This is a genomic window from Paraburkholderia diazotrophica (assembly GCF_038900755.1).
In the GTDB taxonomy this organism is placed as follows: domain Bacteria; phylum Pseudomonadota; class Gammaproteobacteria; order Burkholderiales; family Burkholderiaceae; genus Paraburkholderia; species Paraburkholderia diazotrophica_A.
Window position 1 is genome coordinate 144,882 of record NZ_JBBPEN010000002.1, and the last position, 23,566, is coordinate 168,447.

20 protein-coding genes are annotated in these 23,566 nt (G+C 63.2%); 11 read left to right on the forward strand and 9 right to left on the reverse strand.

The annotated features are described in order from the left end of the window. Nucleotides 1-138: 138 nt before the first annotated feature. The 5 genes from lptB to kdsD are packed head-to-tail and all read right to left on the reverse strand — an operon-like array spanning nucleotide 139 to nucleotide 3,765. Nucleotides 139-921, reverse strand: coding sequence for an LPS export ABC transporter ATP-binding protein (gene lptB / locus AABE10_RS05985; protein ID WP_060599301.1), 783 nt, complete (start codon nucleotides 919-921; stop codon nucleotides 139-141). Beyond that, nucleotides 918-1,595, reverse strand: a complete 678-nt coding sequence (lptA, locus tag AABE10_RS05990) for a lipopolysaccharide transport periplasmic protein LptA (RefSeq protein WP_342932386.1) — start codon at nucleotides 1,593-1,595, stop codon at nucleotides 918-920. The genes lptB and lptA overlap by 4 nt, the downstream gene beginning before the upstream one ends. A gap of 21 nt (nucleotides 1,596-1,616) precedes the next feature. Further along, entirely contained in the window at nucleotides 1,617-2,222 is a 606-nt protein-coding gene (lptC, locus tag AABE10_RS05995; RefSeq protein ID WP_342932387.1) for an LPS export ABC transporter periplasmic protein LptC, read from the reverse strand. Then, the gene (locus tag AABE10_RS06000; protein WP_342932388.1) at nucleotides 2,219-2,782 is read right to left on the reverse strand and encodes an HAD family hydrolase; all 564 of its coding nucleotides are present in this window, start codon (nucleotides 2,780-2,782) and stop codon (nucleotides 2,219-2,221) included. The genes lptC and AABE10_RS06000 overlap by 4 nt, the downstream gene beginning before the upstream one ends. Continuing rightward, a complete protein-coding gene (gene kdsD, locus AABE10_RS06005; protein WP_342932389.1) occupies nucleotides 2,782-3,765 on the reverse strand; it encodes an arabinose 5-phosphate isomerase KdsD in 984 nt (327 codons plus the stop codon). Before kdsD ends, AABE10_RS06000 begins: the two co-directional genes overlap by 1 nt. Before the next feature lie 148 nt (nucleotides 3,766-3,913). Here kdsD and AABE10_RS06010 point away from each other — a divergent pair, with 148 nt between their 5' ends. The 5 genes from AABE10_RS06010 to purU all read left to right on the forward strand — a co-directional run bounded on the left by AABE10_RS06010 (nucleotide 3,914) and on the right by purU (nucleotide 9,108). Next, complete coding sequence (locus tag AABE10_RS06010) at nucleotides 3,914-5,917, forward strand: cation:proton antiporter (protein ID WP_342933074.1); 2,004 nt, start codon at nucleotides 3,914-3,916, stop codon at nucleotides 5,915-5,917. A gap of 112 nt (nucleotides 5,918-6,029) precedes the next feature. Beyond that, nucleotides 6,030-6,596, forward strand: a complete 567-nt coding sequence (locus AABE10_RS06015; protein WP_342932390.1) for an adenine phosphoribosyltransferase — start codon at nucleotides 6,030-6,032, stop codon at nucleotides 6,594-6,596. A 25-nt stretch (nucleotides 6,597-6,621) separates the two neighbouring features. After that, entirely contained in the window at nucleotides 6,622-7,236 is a 615-nt protein-coding gene (locus AABE10_RS06020; protein ID WP_342932391.1) for a LysE family translocator, read from the forward strand. 74 nt (nucleotides 7,237-7,310) lie between these two features. After that, nucleotides 7,311-8,159, forward strand: a complete 849-nt coding sequence (locus AABE10_RS06025; protein WP_342932392.1) for an NUDIX hydrolase — start codon at nucleotides 7,311-7,313, stop codon at nucleotides 8,157-8,159. 85 nt (nucleotides 8,160-8,244) lie between these two features. After that, complete coding sequence (gene purU, locus AABE10_RS06030) at nucleotides 8,245-9,108, forward strand: formyltetrahydrofolate deformylase (protein WP_342932393.1); 864 nt, start codon at nucleotides 8,245-8,247, stop codon at nucleotides 9,106-9,108. Nucleotides 9,109-9,163: 55 nt separating this feature from the next. Here purU and AABE10_RS06035 read toward each other — a convergent pair whose 3' ends face one another. After that, nucleotides 9,164-10,402 carry a PepSY-associated TM helix domain-containing protein gene (locus tag AABE10_RS06035; protein ID WP_342932394.1) on the reverse strand — a complete coding sequence of 413 codons (1,239 nt, stop codon included), beginning with the start codon at nucleotides 10,400-10,402 and terminating at the stop codon, nucleotides 9,164-9,166. A gap of 421 nt (nucleotides 10,403-10,823) precedes the next feature. On the opposite strand from AABE10_RS06035, the gene AABE10_RS06040 reads away from it, so the two are divergent. After that, the gene (locus AABE10_RS06040) at nucleotides 10,824-12,956 is read left to right on the forward strand and encodes a TonB-dependent siderophore receptor (protein WP_428983285.1); all 2,133 of its coding nucleotides are present in this window, start codon (nucleotides 10,824-10,826) and stop codon (nucleotides 12,954-12,956) included. A gap of 30 nt (nucleotides 12,957-12,986) precedes the next feature. Further along, nucleotides 12,987-13,160, forward strand: a complete 174-nt coding sequence (locus tag AABE10_RS06045; protein ID WP_342932396.1) for a hypothetical protein — start codon at nucleotides 12,987-12,989, stop codon at nucleotides 13,158-13,160. Here AABE10_RS06045 and AABE10_RS06050 read toward each other — a convergent pair. Both AABE10_RS06050 and uvrA read right to left on the reverse strand, forming a co-directional pair. Then, on the reverse strand, nucleotides 13,142-14,227 hold the full coding sequence (locus AABE10_RS06050; protein WP_342932397.1) for an AI-2E family transporter: 1,086 nt from the start codon (nucleotides 14,225-14,227) through the stop codon (nucleotides 13,142-13,144). The two genes, AABE10_RS06045 and AABE10_RS06050, sit on opposite strands and share 19 nt — an antisense overlap. Before the next feature lie 6 nt (nucleotides 14,228-14,233). Continuing rightward, on the reverse strand, nucleotides 14,234-17,383 hold the full coding sequence (gene uvrA / locus AABE10_RS06055; protein ID WP_342932398.1) for an excinuclease ABC subunit UvrA: 3,150 nt from the start codon (nucleotides 17,381-17,383) through the stop codon (nucleotides 14,234-14,236). A gap of 281 nt (nucleotides 17,384-17,664) precedes the next feature. Here uvrA and AABE10_RS06060 point away from each other — a divergent pair, with 281 nt between their 5' ends. Together AABE10_RS06060 and AABE10_RS06065 are read left to right on the forward strand one after the other, a co-directional pair. Then, a complete protein-coding gene (locus AABE10_RS06060) occupies nucleotides 17,665-18,852 on the forward strand; it encodes an MFS transporter (protein WP_342932399.1) in 1,188 nt (395 codons plus the stop codon). A 137-nt stretch (nucleotides 18,853-18,989) separates the two neighbouring features. Then, nucleotides 18,990-19,523 (forward strand): single-stranded DNA-binding protein, encoded by a 534-nt coding sequence (locus AABE10_RS06065; protein ID WP_342932400.1) that lies wholly within the window; start codon nucleotides 18,990-18,992, stop codon nucleotides 19,521-19,523. Between the two features lie 162 nt (nucleotides 19,524-19,685). On the opposite strand, the gene AABE10_RS06070 is transcribed toward AABE10_RS06065, so the two are convergent. Further along, on the reverse strand, nucleotides 19,686-20,429 hold the full coding sequence (locus tag AABE10_RS06070) for an SDR family oxidoreductase (protein ID WP_342932401.1): 744 nt from the start codon (nucleotides 20,427-20,429) through the stop codon (nucleotides 19,686-19,688). 135 nt (nucleotides 20,430-20,564) lie between these two features. On the opposite strand from AABE10_RS06070, the gene AABE10_RS06075 reads away from it, so the two are divergent. Both AABE10_RS06075 and AABE10_RS06080 read left to right on the forward strand, forming a co-directional pair. After that, a complete protein-coding gene (locus AABE10_RS06075; protein WP_342932402.1) occupies nucleotides 20,565-21,470 on the forward strand; it encodes a LysR family transcriptional regulator in 906 nt (301 codons plus the stop codon). Between the two features lie 234 nt (nucleotides 21,471-21,704). Continuing rightward, complete coding sequence (locus AABE10_RS06080; RefSeq protein ID WP_342932403.1) at nucleotides 21,705-23,354, forward strand: methyl-accepting chemotaxis protein; 1,650 nt, start codon at nucleotides 21,705-21,707, stop codon at nucleotides 23,352-23,354. The last annotated feature ends 212 nt before the right edge of the window (nucleotides 23,355-23,566 follow it).

Consider the following 23,566-nt stretch of genomic DNA (forward strand, 5'->3'; position numbering starts at 1 on the left):
GTGCATCAGATTTTGGCCCGGACGGCGGAAACAAGCCAGTCCGGCGTCAAAATTACTGGGAGCCGTTCGTGAAACAGGCGCAGGGTTGGGCGAAGAAGGGCGAGCCGAACGCGGCGGCCGCCCGGCGCGGGCGCGCCTTTACATGCGGAAGTGTTCGCCCAGATAGACGCGACGCACGCTCTCGTTTTCGATGATGTCGCCGGGGGCGCCGGCCGCGAGCACGCTGCCGTCGCTGATGATGTATGCGTGATCGCAAATACCGAGCGTCTCCCGGACGTTGTGATCCGTGATGAGCACGCCGATGTTGCGCTGCTTCAGGAACTTCACGATCTTCTGGATTTCCAGCACGGCAATCGGGTCGACGCCCGCGAACGGCTCGTCGAGCAGAATGAAGCTCGGGTTCGTTGCCAGCGCTCGTGCAATTTCGACACGGCGGCGCTCGCCGCCCGACAGCGACAGCGCAGGATTTTCACGCAGATGGGCAATCTGCAGTTCGTCGAGCAAAGCTTCCGTGCGCGACGCGATCGCATCTTTCGACAGCCGCTTGCCGTCTTCGCCGATCTGCAGTTCGAGCACGGCGCGGATGTTTTCCTCGACGGAGAGCTTGCGGAAAACGGAAGCTTCCTGCGGCAGATACGACAGTCCGAGCGATGCGCGCTTGTGAATCGGCAGAAGACTGATCGACTTGCCGTCGAGGTCGATCTCGCCGGCATCGAGCGGCACCAAACCGACGATCATGTAGAACGACGTGGTCTTGCCCGCGCCGTTCGGCCCGAGCAGGCCGACCACTTCACCGCTTTTCACGTCGAGCGACACGTCCTTGACGACCGTGCGCGAGCCATAGCGCTTCTTCAGATTGCGTACGACGAGCGAACTGCTGGTGCCGGCGGGCTTTCGGTTGGGAAGGGCGGGGGCGCTCACGGCTTCGTCGTTCCTTGTCCTTGGAATTGGTTGGCCGGTTGCAGCGTCGCGGACGGGCCGCTGATCGGTTGCGCGCCGCCGTTGCGCGGCGACAGCATCGCGCGCACGCGGCCATTCGGATTGCCCGGACCCGCGACGTCCTTGCCGGCCTTCGCCGTGTAGAAATCGTTCTGGCCGTCATACGTGATGACGCTGCCATGCACTTCGTCCATCAGCGTCGTAAGGCCTTGCAGGCGGCGCACCGTTGCGCGCGTCGTCAGCGTGGTGAGGTCCTGCTTGCCGTCGTAGTCGATGCGTTCGGCATCGCCGTCGATATATTCGTTGACGCCGTCGCGCTTCTGGCGGAAATACGCGAGATTCTTGCCCGTCGACGTGCCCGTTGCATATTGATAGCCCTGCGGGTCCTGCGAGACTTCGACGCGGTCCGCCTTGATGACGATCGTGCCTTTTGTCGCGACCACGTGGCCGGTGAAAATGTTGACCTGCTTGAGGTCGTCGTACGTCATGTTGTCCGCTTCGATGTTGAGCGGCTTATCCTTGTCGGCACGCTCGGCGTGCGCGAGCGGCGCAAAACCGGCGAGCGGTAATGCGATCAACAGTGCCGCAAGTCCGGCGCGGCTCGCGCGCAGCGCGCGCATGCGGCCGGACTCAAAACGGGGGAACGATTCGTTCATGCAGTCACGCCTGGAATTGAATTACCCGGGTTGCTTCTGGGAGCCGCCGGAGTCGACGGGGGCGATGGCGCCGCGCACGTTGCCGAATAGCTGCATGACCCGGGTGACATTGTTGTATTTCATGCCGCTGGCCGTCATGATCGACTGGCCGCGCTGAAGTTTAACCGGCTTTTCCGTCTCGATCACATCGTCGTTGACGAGCACGCGGAAATGCGAGGAATCGGCCTGCATCTGCGGATCGCCGTAGCCCGCGTCGCGAAGGATGCGCGCGTTGTCGTACAGATCGACGATCGACGCGTCCGCGTTCACCGTGCCGCGATCGCCCGTCGCGGTGACGACGGGCTTGCCGGGCTGAAACGCGCGGATCGCGGGCTTGGTCAGGTCGCTCACTTCGGTGTCCTCGTAGTGAACGAGCTTCGCCGCGGTGAGGCGGTATTGCGTCGCGCCCGACTGATCGAGTTCGGACACCGAGAAGCTGTCGGCGAAATAGTCGGGCGTGTGCTGCTTCGGCTTGACGACGCCTTCGTTCTGGCGCGGCAGCGTTGCTTGCAGCAGCCAATATGTGATTCCTGCGAGCGCCGCCATCGCGACGAGCGGTATCAGCGAAGTCCAGCGAAACCGGTTCATCCGACGAGGCCCCGCGGCATCTCGCCGCTACACGCTGCCGCGAGCAGCGCGTCATAGCGGCCTTGCGCGCGCAGTAGCGCATCGCATACTTCGCGCACGGCGCCGTGGCCGCCGCGCGCTTCGCTGACCCAGTGCGCACGGGCGATCACTTCGGGATGCGAGTTAGCCGGCGCGGCCGCGAAGCCGACTTTCAGCATCACGGCCAGATCGACCCAGTCGTCGCCCATATAGCCGCATTCTTCGGGCGCGCGGCCCGTTTCGTTCAGCAGTTGCGAGAACGCTTCGAGCTTGTGTTCGACGCCCTGATAGAGATGCGTGATGCGCAGTTCCCGCGCGCGCGCCGCGACGATGCCCGACTTGCGCCCCGTGATGATCGCCGTGTCGATGCCGGCTTCGCGCAGCAGTTTTGCGCCGTGGCCGTCCATCGAATTGAACGCCTTCATCGTGTCGCCTTCGGCCGTAAACAGCAGGCCGCCGTCGGTGAGCACACCGTCGACGTCGAAAATCATCAGCTTCACGCGGCTCGCGCGTTCGGCCGCGGTCAGGGCGGAAGAGGCCATCAGATCACCTTCTTCGAGAACAGGTCGTGCATGTTGAGCGCGCCGATGAGCTTGCCCGTTTCATCGACGACGAGCATCTGATTGATGCGATGACGCTCCATCAGTTCCACGGCTTCGACGGCGAGCCGGTCGGGACCGATCGTACGCGGGCCATGTGTCATCACTGATTCGATCGGCAGCGCGCGGAAATCGCCGTCGCGTTCGAGCACGCGGCGCAGGTCGCCGTCGGTGAAAATGCCTTTGACGCGCTCGTTTTCGTCGACAATGGCCGTCATGCCCATGCGCTTCGCCGTCAACTGGAACAGCGCGTCGCGCACGGTCGATCCGGACAGGACCATCGGCATCTGATCGCCCGTGCGCATTACGTCGCGCACATATGTGAGCAGGCGTCGGCCGAGCGCGCCGCCCGGATGCGAGCGCGCGAAATCGTCTTCTCCGAAGCCGCGCGCTTCGAGCACGGCCACCGCGAGCGCGTCGCCGAGCGCGAGCGCTGCTGTCGTGCTCGCCGTCGGCGCGAGATTCAGAGGACACGCTTCTTTTTCGACGCCGCAATATAGATGGACGTCGGCGAGCCTCGCGAGACTCGAAGTGGGGCGACCGGTCATCGCGATCAACTTTGCGCCGAGGCGCTTGATCAGCGGCAGGATCGAGACCAGTTCTTCGGATTCGCCGGAGTTGGACATGCCGATGAAGACGTCATCGGCCGTGACCATGCCGAGGTCGCCGTGGCTCGCTTCGGCGGGATGCACGAAGAACGCGGGCGTGCCCGTGCTGGCGAGCGTCGCCGCCAGCTTGCGCGCGATATGACCGGATTTGCCGATGCCTGAGACGACCACGCGTCCACGGCAGCCGAGTATGAAATCGATCGCTTCGACGAAGGAGTCGTCGAGATGATCGCGAAGGGAGCGCACGGCGTCCGCTTCGATGTCGAGCACGTCACGAGCGAGCGCAAGTGCCCGATCGCCATTGATTTTCGCTATCATCCGGGGAGTATAGCAAAGGCGTATGTTCGCCGCGCCGGGACTGACCGTTCCGGACATTGCCCTCACCGGCCCTTCGACCTTGCTGCGCGGGCGTTTGCGCGTAGCTTCGCTGACGAACCAGGACGCTCTCTCCGATGCGCTTTTGCCGATGATTTCCCCGCTCGAAATGACGCTGTTTCTGCTGCTGGCCTCAGTGGTGGGCGTCGTCGTGTTCCGCTATCTGAACCTGCCGCCGATGCTGGGTTATCTGACGGTTGGAATCGTCGTCGGGCCGCACGCGTTCGGCCTCGTGCCCGATTCCGTCGGCGCGCAGAATCTCGCCGAATTCGGCGTCGTGTTCCTGATGTTCTCGATCGGGCTGGAGTTTTCGCTCGCGAAACTGCGCTCGATGCGCCGGCTCGTATTCGGCCTCGGCCTGCTGCAGGTGCTCGGCACGGTGGCCGTCGCGGTATCGCTCGGCATGGTGCTGGAGCGCTGGGTGCACATTTCGTGGCAGGGCAGCGTCGCGCTGGGCGGCGCGCTCGCGATGTCGTCGACGGCCATCGTCAGCAAGATGCTCGCGGAGCGGCTCGAGATCGAGACCGAGCACGGCCGCAACATCTTCGGCGTGCTGCTGTTCCAGGATCTCGCCGTCGTGCCGCTTCTGATCATCATCTCGGCGTTGGGCGGAAACTCGGACGATCTCGTCAGGTCGCTCGGCATCGCGTCGATCAAGATCGTGATCGCGCTGTCGCTGCTGCTGATCGTCGGGCAGAAATTCATGACGCGCTGGTTCAACGTCGTCGCGCGCCGCCGTTCGCAGGAACTGTTCATCCTGAATCTGCTGCTCGTCACGCTCGGCGCGGCGTTCATCACCGACAGGTTCGGCCTGTCGCTCGCGCTCGGTGCGTTCATCGCGGGCATGCTGATCGCCGAGACGCCGTACCGGCATCAGGTGGAAGAGGACATCAAGCCGTTTCGCGACGTGCTGCTCGGTCTCTTCTTCGTGACCACGGGCATGCTGCTGAATCCGCGCGTGATCTGGACGCATCCGCTCGTCGTGCTCGCGTTCCTGATCGGCCCGCTGCTGCTGAAAGCCGTGATGATCACGGGGCTCGCGCGGCTGTTCGGCGCGACGCCGGGCGTGGCGATGCGCACGGGCATCGGGCTCGCGCAGGCGGGCGAGTTCGGCTTTGTGCTGCTCAATCTGATCCTCGATAAACATCTCGTCGACGCGACGTTCCTGCAGGCGATTCTCGCCGCGATGCTGCTGTCGATGCTCGCCGCGCCGTTCCTCATTCAGAACGCGGATCGCATCGTGCTGAGGCTGTCGTCGACTGAATGGATGATGCAGTCGTTGCAGATGACGCGCATCGCGACGCAAAGCCTGAAGCAAACGGGCCACGTGATCATCTGCGGCTACGGTCGCGCCGGGCAGAACCTCGCGCGGATGCTGGAGCACGAAGGGCTGTCGTACGTCGCGCTCGACCTCGATCCCGATCGCGTGGCGGCGGCCGCGGCGGCGGGTGAATCGGTCGTGTTCGGCGATGCGGGGCGGCGCGAGTCGTTGCTCGCGGCGGGTATCCATCGCGCGGCGACCGTCGCGATCACGTATGCGAACACGCCGTCGGCGCTGCGCGTGCTGCACAACATCCACGAACTGGAACCGACGCTGCCCGTCATCGTGCGCACCGTCGACGACAGCGACCTCGAAAAGCTGCTTGCCGCGGGCGCGACGGAAGTGATTCCGGAAATCGTCGAAGGCAGTCTGATGCTCGCGTCGCACACGCTCGTCGTGATGGGCGTGCCGATGCGGCGCGTCGTGCGGCGCGTCGAGGAGTTGCGTGACGAGCGCTATAGCCTGCTGCGCGGCTATTTCCACGGCGCGGACGACGTGGATGACGACGACGGTCACGAACAGGTGCGGCTACAATCGGTCCCCGTCGACGAGAAGGCCGATGCCGTCGGGCGCACGCTCGAAGAACTCGGCCTCTTCGATCTCGGCGTCGAAGTGACGGCGATCCGGCGGCACGGCATTCGCGGCGTCGAGCCCGATCCATCGACTAAACTTCGCGCAAGCGACATCGTCGTGCTGCGCGGCCTGCCCGAAGCGCTGGCGGAAGCGGAGGAGCGTCTGTCGAAGCTTCGGCGACCGGGCGCGGCGGCGGCCTGACGTTGCCGCCATTCACCGGCACCGATCACGCGGCGGCGCTCGACGAACGCTCGCCGTATTCAAGCAACTCACTGGAAACATCGGGGTCTTCGACGACCCGTCTGGAGTCATCATGTCCAACGCGCCTGCGAACAAGCCATTCGATCCGGCCGAATACATCAACAGCCAGATCCGCACGGTGCCCGACTGGCCGCAGGCCGGCGTGCAGTTTCGCGACATCACGCCGTTGCTGCAAAACCCGAAAACGCTGCGCGTGCTGATCGACCTGTTCGTGCAGCGCTACATCGACCAGAAGCTCGACTACATCGCGGGGCTCGACGCGCGCGGCTTCATCATCGGGCCGATTCTCGCGTACGAGCTGAACCTCGGCTTCATTCCGATCCGCAAGATTGGCAAGCTGCCGTACAAGACGGTGTCCGAATCGTATGCGCTCGAATACGGCACGGCGACCGTCGAAATTCATGAGGACGCCTGCAAGCCCGGCGACCGAATCGTGATCGTCGACGATCTGATCGCGACGGGCGGCACGATGATGGCGGGCAAGAAGCTGCTCGAGCGTCTTGGCGCGACGGTGGTCGAAGGCGCGGCGATCGTCGATCTGCCCGATCTCGGCGGCTCGAAGCTGTTGCGCGATGCGGGTCTGCCGCTTTTCACCGTGACGGCATTCGGTGGTCACTGATTCTTTCCAACGGAGTTTCTGAGCGATGCCCAATTTCCTGCTCTTTCTCGCGACATCGATAGCGATCACGTTCGCGCCCGGCCCCGACAATCTGCAAGTGCTCGCGCGCGGCATTTCACAAGGACGCGCGGCGGGCTTCGTCGCCGCGCTCGGCTTTGCCGCGGGCATTTCGTTTCACACGACGCTCGCGGCGCTCGGCGTCGCCGCCGTGCTGCGCTCGTCGCCTGTCGCGTTCCAGATCATCAAGCTCGCGGGCGCCGCGTATCTCGTGTGGATCGGTATCAAGGCGCTGCGCAGCAACGGTCTTGCAACAGCGCACGAGCGCCCGCCGCAGCCGCTTTCGTCGATCTTCCGGCAAAGCGTGATCGGCAACATGATGAACCCGAAGGTGACGCTGTTCTTCGTCGTGTTCCTGCCGCAGTTCGTCGATCCGCACGGCGCGCAGAGCGTCACGTTGCAGATGCTCGAACTGGGTGTGCTGTTCATGCTGCAAACGGTCGTCGTGTTCTCGCTGTTCGGCGTGTGCGCGGGTGTGATCGGCGGATGGCTGAAGCGTCGCCCGCGCGCGGGCGTGTGGCTCGACCGGCTCGCGGGCGCGACGTTCATCGCGATCGGTATCCGCGTCGCGCTGCGCGACTGATCTGATCGGTTCGCTGTTTGCCACTTGAGACGTTGGCTGGATCGTCAACACGTATCACGCTGTCTGGAGCTTTCATGTCTTTGCCTTGCATCGCCGCCGCGCGCCGCTTCGATCCTGCGCGGCATCTTCCGTTCGTGATCGACGGGGAGCGCGTCGGCTGGATTCGCGCGACCGACGTGCCGCTGCTCGCGCGCTGGCCCGATGTGTTCGACATCGATGCGAAGAACGTTGTGCTGGCGCCGCGATTCAACACGGTCGCACTGCGTAGCGCGGCGCTGGGTTCGGTGATCGGCGCGCTTGCCGCCGACGGCTGCATTCCCGGCTGGCGCGACGAAACCTACGCGATCCGCAATGCGTTCGACGCGCCGCCGCTCGCGTATATCGAGCGCGCAGCGTCACGCTTTTTCGGCACGATGACGTACGCGGTGCATCTCAACGGCGTCGTAGAATATGAAGATCGCGCGCCGCAGTTGTGGATCGCGCGCCGCAGCGACACCAAGGCGACCGATCCGGGCATGCTCGACAACGTCGTCGCGGGCGGCATCGGCTGGGGCTTTAGTCTCGCTGAAACGATCGTCAAGGAGTGCTGGGAAGAAGCGGGCATTCCGCAAGAGATCGCCGCGCGCGCGGTCGCGGGACGCACGGTGCATGTGTTGCAATCGTTGCTCGAAGGCACGCAGGCCGAGCAGATTTTCATCTACGACCTCGCATTGCCCGCAGACTTCGCGCCGCGCAATCAGGATGGCGAAGTGGGCGAGCATCGGCTGGCGCGCATCGAAGATGTCGCGCAGTCGATCGAAGAAGGCGCAATGACGGTCGATGCGAGCCTCGCGACACTCGATTGCCTGCTGCGCCGCCGCTGGATCGACGAAGACGCGTGTGCAGGCATCGACGCGCTGTTCGAGCCACTCGTCTTCGACTGATGCTGACGGACGAACGCGCACGCGCACCTGAAGCGCCGCATCACACTCTACGAAACACGCACTGAAGAAGGGAGTCACCGAGGTCATGTCGACCGAACACAGCTTTATTCTCAAACTGTCGTGTGCCGATCGGCCCGGCATCGTTCACGCCGTGTCGGGTTTTCTGTTCGAGCGCGGCAGCAACATCCTCGACTCCGCGCAATTCGGCGACAGCCACACGGGCGAATTTTTTATGCGCGTCCACTTTCAACAAGTGGGCGGCGATCCCGGCCTCGACGCGCTGCGCGATGCGTTCGCGACGCTCGCCGAACAGTTCGGCATGCGCTGGGAATTGCACGACGCGAACGTGAAGCCGCGCGTCGTGATCATGGTGTCGAAGATCGGCCACTGTCTGAACGATCTGCTGTTCCGCTATCGCACGGGACAGCTGAACATCGAGATTCCCGCCATCATCTCGAATCACAAGGAGTTCTACCAGCTCGCCGCGAGCTACGATATTCCGTTTCATCATTTCCCGCTGACGTCGAAGGACGCGAAGGCGCAGCAGGAAGCGCGCGTGCTCGAAGTGATCGACGAATGCAAGGCGGATCTCGTCGTGCTCGCGCGCTACATGCAGGTACTGTCGCCGGAATTGTGCGAGCGGTTGGCGGGGCGCGCGATCAATATCCATCATTCGTTCTTGCCTAGCTTCAAGGGCGCGAAGCCGTACTACCAGGCATTCGATCGCGGCGTGAAGCTGATCGGCGCAACGGCGCACTACGTGACGACGGATCTCGACGAAGGCCCGATCATCGAGCAGGAAGTGGAGCGCGTCGATCACAGCATGACGCCGGATCAACTGACGGCGATCGGCCGCGACGTCGAATGCGTGACGCTCGCGCGCGCGGTGAAGTGGCATGTCGAGCACCGTATCGTGCTGAACGGCAGCAAGACGGTTGTGTTCCGCTGATTCGCTTCCGTTTTCGCTAAAACCGGCGCGGGTCGTGAGCGACCGCGCCGGTTTTTTATTGCGACGTCGCGCTTTCGGTTTGCGCGCGAACGGCGCGTGACTTTGCGTCTCGCGCGATCGTCGCATGGCGGCGCGCGTTCATCTTCTTTAGCCAGATCAACAGGCCCGTCGCGCTCAGCACGGCCACCATCACGCCGACGAAGCTGACCAGAATGCGTCCGCCGATGCCGAGGATGCGCCCTGAATGCAGCGGGAATTGCGCCTGCATGAAGAGGTCGCCCGCCGTGCCCTGGCCGGGAATCTGAGCGCCGAGCGCCTGGCCTGTCCGCGCGTTCCAGTACGTCCATGCATTGCCGAGGCCGCCGTCGCCGTGATCGTTGCCGGCTCCGAAATAGCCGACGCCGTACACATGGAGCGCCGGCGCGTAATAGATCGCGCCTGGCGGCGCATCGATGTGTTTTTCGATACGCGCCTGTTCTGCGGCCTTCAGAATCTGCTCGCGCGGCAGTGGGTCGTCGTTGGGTTTGGCGTTGGGCAGCATCGACGGATCGGTGAACGGCGTCGGCGTGAGCGTCGAGAACAGCTTGACGATCGGCTGCACGACGGGCGTCGACAGATTCATCGAGACCGACGTCACCGCGACGATCAGCAGCAGCCCCCAGATCCATACGCCGCCCGAGCGGTGCAGATCGAACGTGAGCGCGTAGCCGCCGCGCCGCACGCGAAACTCAAACGACTTTCTCCACGCCTTCGCGCTGGGAAACGCGAGCACGAGCGCGATCACGCTATCGAAAAACCACACGATGCCGACGATGCCCATCAGCCACGTGCCGATGTCGACGCCATGCGTGAACGGCAGAAACAACGTGTAGTGCAGCTTGTAGATGAATGGCAGCAGATCGATCCGTGCGACCGACAGCGCGCCCCATTCACGCCTGCCCTGAATGTCGCCCGTGGCGGGATCGACGGCGATCTGATTGAAGTCGAGCGGATACGGCTGGTTCGTTTTCGGATCGACGCGCGGCATCACCATCATTTGCAGCGTGTGTCCCTTTTCAGCCGCCAGCGGCAGATAGGTCACTTGCAGTCGGGGGTCGCTCGACTCGACGCGGCGCGCGAGTTCCAGCGACGGCAACGGCGCGGCGTGGGTGCGCGCGTCGAAGAACGACGGATTGAGCGCCGCGTCGAGTTCGTGATCCCACGCGATCAGCGCACCCGTCAGTCCCGCGACGAACAGAAACAGCGCCGTCCCGATGCCGAACCAGCGATGCAGTCGAACGAGCGCGGGTCTCATACGCGGATTCCGTCGAAAGCGACGGCCGTCGACCGCAAAAAAGTAACAGACATGACCGCGTTGCTTCCTTGCAAATAAGAATTATTCGCATCTTATGGGGCGAGCACCGATGTCGCAAGATTTCATGGGCGCTCGCGGCGCATATTTTCTTTGTCAGCGGCGGCTTCGCAGGCAGACGGACAACCGATCCACGGCCTCCGTTGGATGTGCATGCGACGAAATGTCGCATCTAGGCGCTTACAGAAATCCCACGGTTCCGGGCATCATTCGTTTGCTGTAAATACGAATGATTCGTATTTGTATAAAATAAATCGACTGACTGTCTGGAACAACAATGAAAAGCGCTGCTGAACAAGGGGTAGGTAAGAAACAACGCGGAAAGGCGAATGTACCGGCGATCGGCGTCATGTATATAGCGGTGATGCTGGCGTTTACCGGGAACCAAAACGTTTACGCGCAGACGGACGCGCCGGTAAATGCGTCGAGTGCTGCCGCGGAATCCGCGGACGCAGCAAACGACGCCGCCGCCGAGAAATCGTTGCCCGCCGTCAAGGTGACGGCCGCGCAGGACTCGCCCCAGCATCTGAACGCCGACATCGGCGGCGGTGCGCTCGGCACGCGCACGCAACTCGACACGCCGTACTCGACGACGGTCGTGACGAGCGAGGAACTGCAGGACATGCAGCCGCAAAAGCTCGGCGACGTATTCGCGCGCGACGCGTCCGTCTCCGACAACGGCAATCCGTACAGCGCATGGGCCACGTATCTGAGCGTGCGCGGCATGCAGCTCGACTGGCAAAACGGCTTCAAGATCGACGGTTTGCCGTTCAACAGCTACGGCATCACGATGCCGTACGAACAGCTCGAGAACGTCGAATTGCTCAAGGGCCTGTCCGGTTTCATGTACGGCTTTGGCGCGCCCGGTGGCGTCGTCAACTATGTGACGAAGAAGCCGCCGCTTTCGGGCACGCCCATTCGCAGCGTCGACGTCGGCTATCGGACGGACGGCGTATGGGCCGAACACGCCGACCTCGGTGGCCGCGTCGGTCCGAACGGCATGTTCGGCTATCGCTTCAACGCGACGCACGAAGAAGGGCAGACGTACAACGACGGCACGCTTCGCCGCAACGCATTCTCGCTCGCGCTCGACGCGCGCATCACGCGCGACCTGAGCGCGACGTTCGGCGCGTTGTATCAGGACCAGCACACGACAGGGCAGGGCGGCTCGATCTCGACGGCGCAATACGTCGGCACGTCGCTACCGACGACGCTCAGCGGCTCGACCGACAACCTCGGCAATCCGTCGCAGCATCTAAACACGAATCTCCAGCTTTACACGGCGGGCGTTCACTACAACCTGAGCCCCGACTGGACCGCGCATCTGATATACAGCTTCAGCAAGAGCTTCCGCGATCGCAACGAAAGCACGTTCTTCCTCCAGAACCCGGCCGCTGACTATACGGACTTCCGCTTCGCCGGCAAGGAAGGACATCGGCTGAGCCTCTGGCAGGCGATGGTCGAAGGCAACGTGAAGACGGGACCGTTCGAGCATCAGCTGGTATTTGGCGCGGCGTGGCAGAAGCAGGTGAACGAGAACGAAGCGAACAGCGTCTACGAGCAGATCGGCACGGGCAATCTCTATTCGCCGAACACGAACCTGTTCTACAGCCCCGAAGGACTATCGACCTATCGCGCCGGCGACATCACGCAGAAAGCGCTCTTCGCGAGCGATACGATCCGGTTGACCGAACGCTGGTCGGTGCTCGGCGGTGTCCGTTATACGAACTACGAGCAGAACGGCTACACGCTGACGGGCGCGACCAGTTCGCACTACAGCCAGAGCGGCGTGCTCACGCCGACAGTCGCGCTGATGTTCAAGCTCGCGCCGACGACCACGCTCTACACGAGCTATGTCGAATCGCTCGAACCCGGCTCGATCGTCGACTTCACTTATGCGAACGCCGGCCAGATGCTCAAGCCGCTGCGCAGCAAGCAGTACGAAGTCGGCATCAAGAGCGAGCATGCGCGCTGGAGCGCGAGCACGGCGCTGTTCCGCATCGAGCGCGGCGCGGAGTATGCGAATAGCGCGAACGTCTACGTTCAGGATGGCGAGTCGATTTTCGAGGGCGTCGAAGCGGGCGCCGATGTACGGCTCGGCGCGAACTGGACGGTCGGCGGCGACCTGATGTGGCTGCATACGAAGTACGAGCGCGGCTCGTCATTTGATGGCAACCGCGTCGCGGGCGCGCCCGGTTTCGTCGCGGCGGGCCATGTGACGTACAACGTGCCGTACGTGCCCGGCCTCAGAGTCGGCGCCGACGCGAAGTTCACGGGCAACACGACCGTGCGTCCGGCCGGTGATCTGAAAGCGGGCGGCTACACGCTGTTCAACGTCGGCGCGTCGTATGCGACGCGTATCGGCGGCTACGGCGTGACGTTCCGTGCCGCGATCGACAACATCACGAACAAGCGTTACTGGGAATACCAGTACGCGGACTACATCTCGCCGGGCGATCCGCGCACACTGTCGCTCAACGCGCGCATCGACTTCTGATTGCCGCGGCGATGTGGACATGAAGCGTACGTGGAAGCGCACATCGAAGCGCACATCGAAGCGCACATCGAAGCGCACATCGAAGCGCACATCGAAGCGCACATCGAAGCGCACATCGAAGCGCACATGCAAAAAGGGCGGCCTCGCGGTCGCCCTTTTTGCGTCGATGCCCTCGTTGCGATGCGCTACACCAGCCGCAGATAGATCAGTTCGCGCTTGATGTACGCATAGAAGATCGGCGCAGCGATCACGCCGGGAATGCCGAACGCGGCTTCCATCACGAGCATCGCGATGAGCAGTTCCCATGCGCGCGCCTCGATTTGTCCGCCGATGATGCGCGCGTTGAGGAAATATTCGAGCTTGTGAATCAGGATCAGGAAGATGAGCGCCGTCACGGCCGCCGGAAAGCTCACCGACAACGCAACTGCGACGATCAGCGTGTTCGAGATCAGATTGCCGATCACGGGCAGCAGGCCGACGATGAACGTGAGGATGACGAGCGTCTTCGCCATCGGCAGCGGCGCATGGAAGAGCGGCAGCAGCAACAGCAGGAATATGCCCGTGAACACCGTGTTGATCGCGGAGATCTTCATCTGCGCGAACACGATGCGGCGGAACGCATCGGCGAAACGGCTGACGCGCGCGATGAACGCCGTCGACAGCGGCAGCCGCTGAATGTGCTTCTGCGCGCCGACCGCGACGATCGCGCCGATGATCATGCCGATCAGCACATGCGTGAAGATGCGCGCCGCGTTCTTGCCGCCTTGCGAGAGCGTGCTCGCATGCGTCTGCATCAGCACGGTGGCCTTTTCCTTCATCTGCTCGGTGGAGACGGGCAGGTTCTGCGCGATGAACTGTGGCAGGCGGCCACGCGCCTGGTCGATCAGCGACATCGCCTGGTCGAGCAGCTTCTGGACGCTCGGCACGTCGCTCTCGAAGTGCTCGATGATCGCGACGGTGAAGCCCGTCAGCACGCCGACGATCACGGCGGACAGAATCACCACCGCGAACCAGCGCGCGCGATAACTCGACATGTGCTTTTCGATGCGCGGCGCGAGCGTATGGACGAGCTGGAACACAAGCATGCCGGCGAGCAGCGCGCCCAGCAGCTTCAGTTCGAGCACCGCCCACATCGCGAGCAGCGCGACGACATAGCTGCCGATCTCGACCGCCGACAGTTTCGGCAGGCTCATGTCGCTGGTCAGCCTGACCGGGCGAGGGCGCAGATCCTGCACCTGCCCGTCATCGCGGGCCGGATTACGCTTGGCCATGGCTTTCTATTGTCTCCAACCTCGGGTTTTTACGCTCGGCTTGCCGGCTTTTGCTGTCGCTTTTGCCGTTCCTGCCGCAGGCTTCGCTGTCGATTTCGAAGCCCGTTTCGGTGCATCGGCGGCGACGGCCTTTTTTGCCCTCGCCGGTTTTACGGCTGTTTTTGCGGATTCTGCAGTGGTGTCGCTTCCTGTTGCCTCGGCCTCGCCGGTTTCATCGTCGGATGGTTCGCCGGATTCCGCATCCGTCGATTCAACCGATGCGGCCCGTGCTTCCGCTGCCGATACGCCAGCCGCCGAGCCGCGCAGCAATAGCGGCGCGAGATACCGGCCGGTAAAACTTGCCTTCGATTTCGCGATCTGCTCCGGCGTGCCCTGCGCGATGATCTGACCGCCGCCGGCGCCGCCTTCGGGACCGAGATCGATGACCCAGTCGGCTGTTTTTATCACATCGAGATTATGCTCGATGATGACAACCGTATTTCCTTGATCGCGCAACCGATGGATTACTTCCAGCAGCAGCGCGATATCGTGGAAATGAAGGCCCGTCGTCGGTTCGTCGAGGATATAAAGCGTGCGACCCGTATCGCGCTTGCTCAGTTCCAGCGAGAGTTTGACGCGCTGCGCCTCGCCGCCCGACAGCGTGGTCGCCGACTGGCCGAGGCGGATATAGCCGAGGCCGACGTCGAGCAGCGTCTTCAGCTTGCGCGCGACGACGGGCACGGCACGGAAGAACTCGTGCGCGTGCTCGACGGTCATCTCCAGCACTTCGCTGATGTTCTTGCCCTTGTACTGGATGTCGAGCGTCTCGCGGTTGTAGCGCTTGCCGTGACACACGTCGCACGGCACGTACACGTCCGGCAGGAAGTGCATCTCGACCTTCAGCACGCCGTCGCCTTGACATGATTCGCAGCGTCCGCCCTTCACGTTGAACGAAAAGCGGCCCGGATCGTAGCCGCGTTCCTTCGCGGCGGGCACGCCCGCGAACAGTTCGCGGATCGGCGTGAAGACGCCCGTGTACGTCGCGGGATTCGAGCGCGGCGTGCGGCCGATCGGCGACTGGTCGACGTTGATGACCTTGTCGAAATGCTCGAGGCCTTCGATCGCCTCGAACGGCGACGGCTCCGTCGATGAGCCGTACAAGTGCTGCGCGACGGCGTGATAGAGCGTGTCGTTGATCAGCGTCGACTTGCCCGAGCCCGAAACGCCCGTCACGCAAGTCAGAAGACCGACGGGCAGATCGAGCGTCACGCGCTTAAGGTTGTTGCCATAAGCCTCGACGATGCGCAGATGGCGCTCGTCGGGCTGCTTGCGGTCGTCGGGGAATTCGATGCGGCGCGTGCCCGCGAGATACTGGCCCGTCATCGAAGCCGGGTCCGCCTGCACTTCGACGGGCGTGCCTTCCGCGATCACCATGCCGCCGTGCTCGCCCGCGCCCGGTCCCATATCGACGACATAGTCGGCCATCCGGATCATGTCCTCGTCGTGCTCGACGACGATCACCGAGTTGCCGAGATCGCGCAGATGCTTGAGCGTCGAAATAAGGCGGTCGTTGTCGCGCTGATGCAGGCCGATCGACGGCTCGTCGAGCACGTACATCACGCCCGTCAGTCCCGAGCCGATCTGCGACGCGAGCCGGATGCGCTGCGCCTCGCCGCCCGACAGCGTTTCGGCGCTGCGCTCCAGCGACAGATAATCGAGCCCGACGTTGTTCAGGAACATCAGGCGCGCGACGATTTCCTTGATGACCTTGTCGGCGATTTCGCGTTTTGCGCCTTCGAGCCGCAGCGTCTGGAAATAGCCGAGCGAGTCGCGCAGCGGCCAGCCGCTCACTTCGTAGATCGCGCGCGCGTCGCCGTCCGCGCCGATGCGCACGAACCGCGCTTCGCGCCGCAGACGCGTGCCTTCGCACGACGGGCACGCCTGGTTGTTCTGATACTTCGCGAGCTCTTCACGCACCGCGACGGAATCCGTCTCGCGATAACGCCGCTCCAGATTCGGAATGATCCCTTCGAACACATGCTCGCGCACCGAAGTGCGCCCGCGCTCGTTGATGTACGAGAACGGCACGGTCTGCTTGCCGGAGCCGTACAGCAGAATCTGGCGCACCTTTTCCGGCAGGTCCTCGAACGCGGTGTCGATATCGAACTCGTAGAACGCCGCGAGGCTTTGCAGCATCTGAAAGTAGAACTGGTTGCGCCGGTCCCAGCCCTTCACGGCGCCCGCCGCCAGCGACAGCGACGGATGCGCGACCACCCGCTTCGGATCGAAGAACGTGATCTGGCCGAGGCCGTCGCATTCCGGGCACGCGCCCATCGGATTGTTGAACGAGAAGAGGCGCGGCTCCAGTTCTTGCAGCGAGTACGAGCAGATCGGGCACGCGAACTTCGAACTGAACAGATGCTCGTTGTCCGTATCCATTTCGAGCGCGATCGCGCGGCCGTCGGCGAGACGCAGCGCCGTTTCGAACGATTCGGCGAGACGCTGCTTCGCGTCGGGCCGCACCTTCAGACGGTCGACGACCACATCGATCGTGTGCTTGTCGTTCTTTTTCAGTTGCGGCAGCGAGTCGACTTCGTAGATCTTCGCGACGCCTTCGTTCGCGGTGCCGCCGCCCGAGCGCACGCGAAAGCGGATGAAGCCCTGCGCTTGCATGTCTTCGAACAGTTCGGTGTGCTCGCCCTTGCGATTCGCGACGACGGGCGCGAGGATCATCAGCTTCGTGTCTTCGGGCAGCGCGAGCGCGGCGTCCACCATCTGCGAGACGCTTTGCGCCTCGAGCGGAATTTCGTGGTCCGGGCAATACGGCGTGCCGACACGTGCGTAAAGAAGCCGCAGGTAGTCGTGGATTTCGGTGACGGTGCCGACCGTCGAGCGCGGGTTGTGCGACGTCGCTTTCTGCTCGATCGAAATGGCTGGCGACAGACCCTCGATCAGGTCGACGTCCGGCTTTTCCATCAGTTGCAGGAATTGGCGGGCGTATGCGGACAGACTCTCCACATAACGGCGCTGGCCTTCGGCGTAAAGTGTGTCGAAGGCCAGCGACGATTTGCCCGAGCCGGACAGGCCCGTAATCACGACCAGCTTGTGACGCGGCAGGTCGAGATTGACGTTCTTCAGGTTGTGGGTCCGAGCCCCACGGATACGGATTTGTTCCATGAACCGGCGGGAAGAGGAGAAGGCTAAACCTGCTACTATAACGACTTTTCCAGACCGCCGTTACGGCTTCCTGACAGCCCGCAAACGGCGTGCTGACTGATACGAAACCGTCGTTTTTTTGCGGTCCAGCGTCGCGGTGAACTGCCTGTGTGCGACCTGTATGTGAGGCGTTTTCCGTCGTCTGCAAGGCAACAGGTGGCCGGCGCGAGCGCTGCACGCGTCAGAAGCTGCGCATGCGGGCCCACGCGGTTCGCCGTCCGTTCATTCGAATATCGCTCCCGATGTCCAATCCGTCCGCCACCTCTTCACGCATGAGCGCGCATGAACTGCGCGCGACCGTGTCGCTTGCCGCGATCTTCGCGCTGCGCATGCTGGGTCTCTTCATGATCATGCCCGTCTTCTCGATCTACGCGAAGACGATTCCGGGCGGCGAGAACGTGTTGCTGGTCGGCATCGCGCTCGGTGCGTATGGCGTCACGCAATCGCTGCTCTATATTTTCTACGGCTGGATCTCGGACAAGGTCGGCCGCAAGCCCGTCATCGCGACGGGCCTGCTGATCTTCGCGCTCGGCAGCTTCGTCGCCGCGTTCGCGCACGACATGACGTGGATCATCATCGGACGGGTGATTCAGGGGATGGGTGCGGTGTCGTCGGCGGTGATCGCGTTCATCGCCGACCTGACGGCCGAAGAGCATCGCACCAAGGCAATGGCGATGGTTGGCGGATCGATCGGCGTATCGTTCGCGGTTGCGATCGTCGGCGCGCCGATCGTGTTCCATTGGGTCGGCATGAGCGGCCTGTTCGCGCTCGTCGGCGTGTTCTCGATCCTCGCGATCGGCGTCGTGCTGTGGATCGTGCCGGATGCGCCGAAGCCCGTTCACGTGCCCGCGCCGTTCCGCGAAGTCCTGCACAATCGTGAGCTGCTGCGCCTCAATTTCGGCGTGCTCGTGCTTCACGCGACGCAAACGGCGCTCTTCCTCGTCGTGCCGCGCATTCTTGAAGCGGGTGGCCTGCCCGTCGCGTCGCACTGGAAGATTTACCTGCCCGTGATGGGGCTGGCGTTCGTGATGATGGTGCCTGCGATCATCGCCGCCGAAAAGCGCGGCAAGATGAAGGCCGTCCTGCTGGGTGCGATTGGTCTTATCCTGATCGGCCAGTTACTGCTCGGTGTCGCAGCGCATACCATTATGGCTGTGGCGGCGATCCTGTTTGTCTACTTTCTCGGCTTCAATATTCTCGAAGCATCGCAGCCTTCGCTGGTGTCGAAACTGGCGCCGGGCAACCGCAAGGGCGCGGCGGCGGGCGTCTACAACACCACGCAATCGATCGGCCTCGCAATGGGCGGCGTGATCGGCGGCTGGCTGCTGAAAGTGGATGGACAAAGTGCCGTGTTTTTTGCATGCTCGGGGCTCGTAGCTTGCTGGCTTATAATCGCCGCGAGCATGAAGCAGCCGCCGCGCAAGGCATAAATCTTTTACGGCACGAATTTAAAGGCGGCGGTCAAACGGGGCGCGGGGGCGCGCTTTCCGGTCATTGACACAGGCGGCCCTGGCGTAGAAAGCCATCGGTGCCGCGTCGCCGGAAACGGAATCAACAGGAGAAACTCATGGCATCCGTGAACAAGGTCATTCTCGTCGGCAATCTCGGCGCCGATCCGGAAGTCCGTTACCTTCCGAGCGGTGACGCAGTGGCGAACATCCGCCTTGCCACGACCGATCGCTACAAGGACAAGCAGTCGGGCGAATTCAAGGAAATGACTGAGTGGCATCGCGTGTCGTTCTTTGGGCGCCTCGCGGAAATCGTGTCGGAGTACCTGAAAAAGGGCTCGTCGGTGTATATCGAAGGCCGTATCCGCACGCGCAAGTATCAGGCGCAGGACGGCACCGACCGTTATTCGACGGAAATCGTCGCTGACCAGATGCAGATGCTTGGCGGCCGCGGCGGTTCTGGCGGCAGCGGCGGTGACGACGGCGGCTATAGCCGTGGCGAGTCGATGGAGCGCGGCGGTGGCGGCCGCATGTCGGGCGGTGGCGGCGGTGGCCGTGTGTCGGGCGGCGGTGGTGGCGGTGGCGGTCAGAGCCGTCCGAGCGCGCCGGCCGGCGGCGGATTCGACGAGATGGACGACGATATTCCGTTCTGACGCGTCCCGCGCAAAAACTCTCCGGCGCAGCGAAACACCGCGCGTCGAGCGAACAGGAAAACACCCCGCCTTCGAGCGGGGTGTTTCTTTATGCTCAGGCCTGTCGCGACTGTTGCAAGAGCAAGCATAAGGAGCCAATCATCCAAAGCCCCGCTCCTTGCCTCAAGCCAACCCCCCATTCGCCCGCAGAATCTGCCCGTTGACCCACGCGCTATCCGGCCCTGCCAGAAACGAGACCACGGACGCAATATCCTCCGGCTGTCCCAGGCGTTGCAGCGGCGGCATCTTCGCGAAGTTCTGGATCTGCTCTTCCGTCTTGCCTTCGAGGAACAGTGCGGTCGCGACGGGTCCCGGCGCGACCGCATTCACGGTGATGTCGCGGCCGCGCAGTTCCTTGGCAAAGACATGCGTGAACGCTTCGACGGCCGCCTTCGTCGCGTTGTAGACCCCGTAGCCCGGCATGTTCAGCGCGAGCGCGGTGCTCGAAAAGTTGACGACGCGCCCGCCGTTGTTCATCCGCGCCGCCGCTTCGCGCAGCGTATTGAAAGTGCCGCGCACGTTGATGTCGAAAGTCTGCGTGTAGAGCGCGTCGCTGGTGTCGGCGAGCGGCAGCGGCTTCATGATGCCCGCGTTGTTGACGAGCACGTCGACCTTGCCGAGCTGCTGCTCGGTCGTTTCGAACATGCGGCGCACGTCGTCGGCGTTCGACACGTCCGCTTTCACCGCAATCGCAGCCGCGCCCTGTGTGTTCAGTTCCGCGACGAGCGCGTCCGCTTCCTTCGAACTCGCCGCGTAGTTGACGACGACTGCAAATCCATCGGTGGCGAGCCGCCGCGCGAGGGCCGCGCCAATGCCGCGCGATGCGCCCGTCACGATAGCCACCTTGGCGTTCTTCACGTTATTCATGATCCCGTTCCTCGAAGTAGTGATTCGGTGAAAGGATGATCGGATATTTCATGGAAGAGATAATCGGTCGGGAGTTGCTATCATCGTTCCATTTACTTCAACAATGTGCCGCATGAGGCGGCGGAGCTAGCCGTCATGGACCGTTTCCAGGAAATGCAGGTGTTCGTCCGCATCGCCGAGCGGCAAAGCTTCACGCGTGCCGCCGACGATCTGCAGATTCCGCGCGCCACTGTCACGAACCTGATGAAGCGGATGGAGCAGCGGCTCGGCGCGCGTTTGCTCGAGCGCACCACGCGCACCGTGCGCCTCACGCCCGACGGCGAAGCGTATTACCGCCGCTGCGTGCGTCTGCTCGCCGATATGGAAGAGGCTGAAGGCTCTTTCCGCAACGCGGCGCCGAAAGGACTGTTGCGCGTGAACTTGCAGGGTACGCTCGCGCGGCACTTCATCGTCCCGGCGCTGCCGGATTTTCTCGAACGCTATCCGGGCATCGAACTGCATATCGGCGAGGACGACCGGCTCGTCGATCTCGTGCGCGAAGGCGTCGATTGCGTGCTGCGGGCGGGCAACCTGCAGGATTCGTCGATGGTGGGGCGGCGCGTCGCGCGGCTCGAACAGGTGACGCTCGCGAGCCCCGCGTATCTGGAACGGCACGGCCTGCCAGCCGATCTCGCCGCGCTCGCGACGCATCGTGCCGTCAACTACATATCGAGCGCGACGGGCAGTGCAATGCCGCTCGAATTCACCGTCGACGAACGCGTGGTCGAAGCGAATCTCAAGGCGATCGTGTCGGTGACGGGCGCCGATCTGTACACGGGCGCGGCGGTCGCCGGACTCGGTCTCGTGCAGGTGCCGCGCTATCGGGTGCTGAACGAACTCGCCGCGGGCAGTCTCGTCGTCGTGCTGCCGCAGTTTCCGCCGCCGCCGATGCCCGTCACGGTGCTGTATCCGCAAAGCCGCCAGTTGTCGTCGCGCGTGCGGGCGTTCGCGCAATGGCTGCGCGGGATCTTCGACGCCGCGGGCGGACTCAACGTCGGTTGATCCACGGCACGCCCGGCGTTTCGGCCGAGATTGCGCGAGATCAAGCCCGGCGGCCTTCCGGCAGAACGCTTCCCGGCAGGCCATAAAGTTTTTGGCAAATCAGCCGTAACTGGCAGTGTGGTGCATCTGCTTAATGTTCAATCGAGTTGCGGACCTTGCCTGGCGGCCTGGGCGCAGCAATCCTGCCACGGAACTCTGGAGATTCCGGTCAGGCGGCCATAGGAGACATGCTTCATGTTGAAAGGTCTTTCGATACGCACATACCTCACGTTGATGATCGTGCTATTCGGCATCGTATTGCTGATCGGCGCGGCGGCGGGACTGCTGTCGCTGCGTGCGAGCAATGCGTCGTTGCAGCGGATGTATACGGTCGATACGCCCGCCGTCGCGGACCTCGAAGGCAGCGCGGGGCAACTGCTTCGCCTGCGCCTCTCGCTCGCGACGTACTCATCGCTCAACGAACTGAACGATCAGCAAGGCGCCGACGCCGTACTCAAGCGGTTCGATACGTATCTGAAGGTGTCGAACGAACGTCTCGCCAATTTCCTGCGCGCTGCGGGCAATGCGGCCGACGAGCAGGGGCTCATCAAGGAGATGCAGGAGAAGCGCGACGCGTTCCTGCACGAAGGCGTCGAACCTGCAATGGCGGCGCTCAAGGCCGGCGACAAGGCGGCGTTCCACGAGTTGCAGGGGCATAAATTGTCGCCGCTGTATAGCGCCTACGAAAAGCCGATGCTGGCGCTCGAAAAGGTGCAACTGGATCATGCCGAAAAGCGCTATCAGGATGCGCAACAGCTCTTCTATGCCGTCTGCGTTGCTGTTGCGATCGGCATGGCGGGCACGCTGATCTTCTCGTGGATCGGACGCGTCGTGATGGTTCGCGCGATCGTGCATCCCGTCGACGCCACGATCGAGCAGTTCCAGCGCATCGCGCACGGGGACCTGACAGGTCGCATCGAAAGCACCGGCGACAACGAAATGGGCCGCCTCGCTGCGGCGCTGCGCAGGATGCAGGAGTCGCTGATCGCGACGGTGAACACGGTGCGCCACAGCACCGATTCGATCGACACAGGCGTGAGCGAAATCGCAGCGGGCAATACGAATCTGTCGCAGCGCACGGAAGAGCAGGCGGCCTCGCTCGAAGAGACGGCGGCGAGCATCGAAGAACTTACGTCGACGGTCAAGCAGACGGCCGACAACGCGAAGCAGGCCAGCTCGCTTGCGCAAGGCGCATCGACGCTCGCGGCGCAAGGCGGCGAGCTCACGCAGCAGGTGGTGGGCACGATGCAGCAAATCGTCGACGACTCGCGGCGTATCGCTGATATCGTCGGCGTGATCGAGGGCATCGCGTTCCAGACGAATATCCTCGCGTTGAACGCCGCTGTCGAAGCGGCACGCGCAGGCGAACAGGGGCGCGGCTTTGCCGTCGTCGCGAGCGAAGTCCGTTCGCTTGCGCAGCGTAGCGCGGCAGCGGCGAAGGAGATCAAGGGATTGATCGGCGCGTCGAATGACCGTGTGACGGCGGGTGCCGATCTCGTCCAGCGCTCGGGCTCGACGATGACAGAAATCGTCGACGCGATTGCGCGCGTCAGCGCGATCATGAGCGAGATCGCCGAAGCGGCGAACGAGCAGAGCACGGGTATCGATCAGGTGAACGTCGCCGTCGCGCAGATGGATGAGGTGACGCAACAGAATGCCGCGCTCGTCGAGCAGGCCGCAGCAGCCGCGAGTTCGCTCGAAGAGCAGGCGCGGCATCTCACGGAGGCTGTTTCCGTGTTCCGCACCGATGGCGCGCGCGCCTCGTCGCCGCGTGCCGTTGCGCATCACACGGTCGCGCAGAAGCCAGATGTGGACGTATCGCTGGAGACGGCCGAAGCCGTCTAGGCACGCCGGCGAATGGAATGGCGGAGACGTGGCTCACTTCTTCGCATCGCCGGCGGATGAAGGTGCGTGAAGCAGGGGAGTAGCACCGGTAACTCGCGCGTCGTTATCGAAGCAAAACAGAACGGCCGTGCAAGCCTTCAACGCTTGTACGGCCGTTTGTTTTCTAGCGCAATGCGCGCGGCAGCCTATAACCCCAAGAACTTAGGTCCTCA